The sequence below is a fragment of the Variovorax sp. P4_D9 genome (genome assembly GCF_056401695.1).
This window is the reverse complement of the sequence record NZ_JBFUIU010000909.1, coordinates 1-3,377: the sequence shown is the minus strand read 5'-3', so window position 1 is coordinate 3,377 and position 3,377 is coordinate 1. Positions and strand designations below refer to the sequence as shown.

The window sequence follows — 3,377 nt, the reverse complement described above, 5'->3', positions numbered from 1 at the left end:
CGGTCACGCTTCCCCTTGAGCGAGTCGTCGCAGGTCTCCAGCACCGCCTCGAGCGGCTCGTTGGTTAGCGCGCGCGGTTTGTGCGGCAGGGCGCTGCGCTTCGCGTAGGCCTTGCGGGTCTTGCTGAGCAGGGCCTTCACCGCCGAGTCGACGCAGGGGTTGGGCTGCTTGGCCAGGTGGTGGGCCATCGACAGAGGACCGAGATCCGGTGCATGTGCGTGTGCGCGAAAAGGCCGATTGCCCCCTTGAGCTTCGTCTGACTGCGCTTGGAAATCGAGCGCAGCACCGCGATCGGCGGAGCGACCCAAGCGCGGAAGAGCATGACCATCTTCGCGGTTGGCACAGAACCGATCCTCGCCCCGTCAACGTCATTCGTGCTGATCTGGCCCGCGCCAAAGATCTGCTTGCTGCCTTGGGCTGCGACACCGGGGGCACCGTCCATTGCTTTGCCCGCCAGCGCGTCATGGGCCTGGCCGAGGAGCTCTGCGCTGCAGAGGACGCTGCCGAGCGCATCGCAGAGTCGGTCGCATTGAAGTGGATCTATCGCTATGCCAGTGGCAGGGCCTGGCGATCAATGAAGGCCACGGTCTGCAGAGCCCCTGACACGCCAAGCGCTCGACCGCCTCGAAACCCGCGCCAGCAAAGGCTCTCGGTGGTCCCCCACGGGGGTATCGGTACCCTTAGCCAGGCGCTCCAGACCGGGGCTCGGCGCTCTTGGTGCCGAGGTTGGGAGTCGCCACGCGCTTGACGCCGCGCTCGCGACATTACTATTTGGGGGCCTACAGTGTGTGTGTGGTAATACAATCTTCATTATGTTAAATCTATAGCAACCATCATTGCCCTTGAGCGTGGCGGCCGTCCAGGTTCAGAATGTTGTTCGCATCCTCGAAACAAAGTTGTTCTCGACCTCGCGTGCTATGTTAGTTTGGGCCTGCAACTGAAGAGCTGGCAGTGAGCTCACAGCTTCTTCAATAGAAATCGCCGATTCAGCAACGTCCGCCCTCTTCGCCACCAGGCCCTCGAGCTTCAGCTGCTTGGTCATTTCGAATAGCTGCTCCCGTGCTCGGCGTCCACGTGGCTCATCGGCAGGATGAAGGAGCGCAGTTCAAGGCCGAGGTTCTCGTGGCGTGCCGGCAACCTGAGGCGTCAGCCGCGGCGATCGCGAGGCTGTTCAATCTGAACGTAGTGCACMGGTGGCGCGCCGACGATCGCAAGTCCGCGTGCCGAAGGCCGGCCGAAGCTCCGACTTTGCCGGCGCCAGCCTTCATCGCGCTTGGGCATTCGCCAAACGCTTACAAGATGGAAGAAGAGAACGGGCACCGCAGGGCGCGGCGCTCATCGTCAAAGTCGTAGAGGACGGCACAGACATGCCCAGGTACCCCTTTTGAGGGATGACGTTCAAATGTCCAGAAACCAAGATCAGGACGGATTGGCGTCGTCTCATCTGCGCCTTTTGGGGGTTTTAGATGCCGCTGTCACTGAATGACCCGTTGGTGCAATCGACTTTCACGCTGGCATCGACACCGCAGTCACGCACCGTCCGCGTCGGAAGTGAGTTCCGCGAAGTGTCGACGCCCTTCCCCTCGCCGCCAGACTGGCGGGATCACTGGATCTATTTCTTGATGCTGGACCGGTTCAGTCGAGACGACCAGACAGCGCCTTCGAGCATGCCCTATGACGCCCCCTTTGGTGGATTCCAGGGCGGAACGTTCAATGGCGTCAAKGCCCGGCTCGACTACATCAAGCAGCTTGGAGCGGGGGCAATCTGGCTGTCGCCCGTGCTGAAGAACCGCCCATCCGACGTCGGGACCTTCCATGGCTACGGCATCCAGGATTTTCTTCGCCCCGAGCCGCGGTTCGCCTCTAGCCCCGGCAAAGAGGATGAAGAGCTGCGGGCACTAGTAGACGAGGCGCACGCGCGGGGCCTGTACGTGATCTTCGACATCGTGCTCAACCATGCTGGCGACGTCTTCGGCTACCAAGACTTCGGCGCCTCGGCCCCCGCCAGCCCCGACCCCAGGCCGATCGAGTGGCGCGACCAGGACGGCCGCGCCCGGCCGGACTTCCAAGCCATCGAGAACATCCCGGAGGCCCAGCGCCATCCCGAGGGCCTGGTTTGGCCGGCGCAGTTGCAGCGAAACGACTTCTTCCGGCGCCGCGGCAAAGGGGGAGAAGCAGGAGGCGACTTCGAGTCGTTGAAGGAATTCGTGACGAACGTACGCGATGGTGCAGTGTTCCCGGTGCGCGACGCCCTGATCTTGGCCAACCAGTACGCAATCGCGCGCTACGACGTCGACGGTTTTCGGATCGACACCCTGAAATACATCGAGCCCGAGTTCGCACAGGTTTTCGGGAACGCGATGCGCGAGTACRCATTGAGCATCGGGAAGAAGAATTTCTTTACCTTCGGAGAAGTCTTCGACGGCGAAGAGCGCATCGCGCAATTCATCGGCCGCAACACCCAGGAAGGTGGCGATCTCGTCGGCGTGGACGCCGCACTGGACTTTCCGCTCTTCTTTCGCCTGCCCTCCGTAGTGAAGGGATTTGCGCCGCCCAACGAGGTCATCGACGTCTACCGCCGCCGCAAGGAAGTCGAGCGCAACGTTCTGACCAGCCATGGCGAGGCGGGCCGGTTCTTCGTCACCTTTCTCGACAACCATGACATGAAGGAAAGGATCCGTGCCGCAAGTGCCGATGCTGCCGACCCGTTCGACCCTCAGGTGATCCTTGGCGTGGCGGCGCTGTTCGGCCTGCAGGGCATTCCGTGCGTGTACTACGGTACTGAGCAAGGACTGCACGGGCGCGGCCACAGCGACCAGTTCGTGAGGGAGGCGCTATGGGGCAAGCCGAATGCCTTCGATGTCGATCATCCCCTCTACACGGCCATTGCGCGACTGTCCAGAATTCGGGACGCCGAACCAGCGCTGCGCTACGGTCGCCAATATTTTCGGCCGATCTCCGGTGACGGCGTCCAGTTTGCCGCCTCGAGCTTTGCCCCGGGAGTGCTGGCTTTTTCCCGAATCCTGAACAACCGCGAAGTCCTCATAGTGGCCAACGCGAGCACGACTAAGCCTTTTGAAGGCTTTGTCCTGGTCGATCTGTTCATCCACAACGACGGTGACCGGTTTCATGTGCTGAACGACACCAGCGCCCCCGAGCCACGGCCTGTCGAAACCCGCTCAGGCCTCGTGATCCACGAGATCGAAGGCGGCGTGACCTCGGGTCCGGCTCGCATGATTGAGGTGACTTTGCGTCCAATGGAGGTGCAAGTGCTGGCGGAGTAAGGGTCGGCAAGCAGCGGGAACGAGATTGACGGCTGGAGCTCTTAGGTGTTTGCGGGAGTCAACCCCTGCCCCTGAAGCTGGACGAAGCTGGAC

General features: G+C 62.0%; 2 protein-coding genes and 1 pseudogene. 1 reads left to right on the top strand and 2 read right to left on the bottom strand.

What is annotated here, in order from left to right:
• Together AC1DY5_RS48095 and AC1DY5_RS48090 are read right to left on the bottom strand one after the other, a co-directional pair.
• Nucleotides 1–188 (bottom strand): annotated as a pseudogene (locus AC1DY5_RS48095) (integrase); the annotation flags it as partial.
• Nucleotides 189–865: 677 nt separating this feature from the next.
• The gene (locus AC1DY5_RS48090) at nucleotides 866–1,042 is read right to left on the bottom strand and encodes a hypothetical protein (RefSeq protein ID WP_478121409.1); all 177 of its coding nucleotides are present in this window, start codon (nucleotides 1,040–1,042) and stop codon (nucleotides 866–868) included.
• 424 nt (nucleotides 1,043–1,466) lie between these two features.
• On the opposite strand from AC1DY5_RS48090, the gene AC1DY5_RS48085 reads away from it, so the two are divergent.
• Nucleotides 1,467–3,284 (top strand): alpha-amylase family glycosyl hydrolase, encoded by a 1,818-nt coding sequence (locus AC1DY5_RS48085; RefSeq protein ID WP_478121408.1) that lies wholly within the window; start codon nucleotides 1,467–1,469, stop codon nucleotides 3,282–3,284.
• Nucleotides 3,285–3,377: the final 93 nt, after the last annotated feature.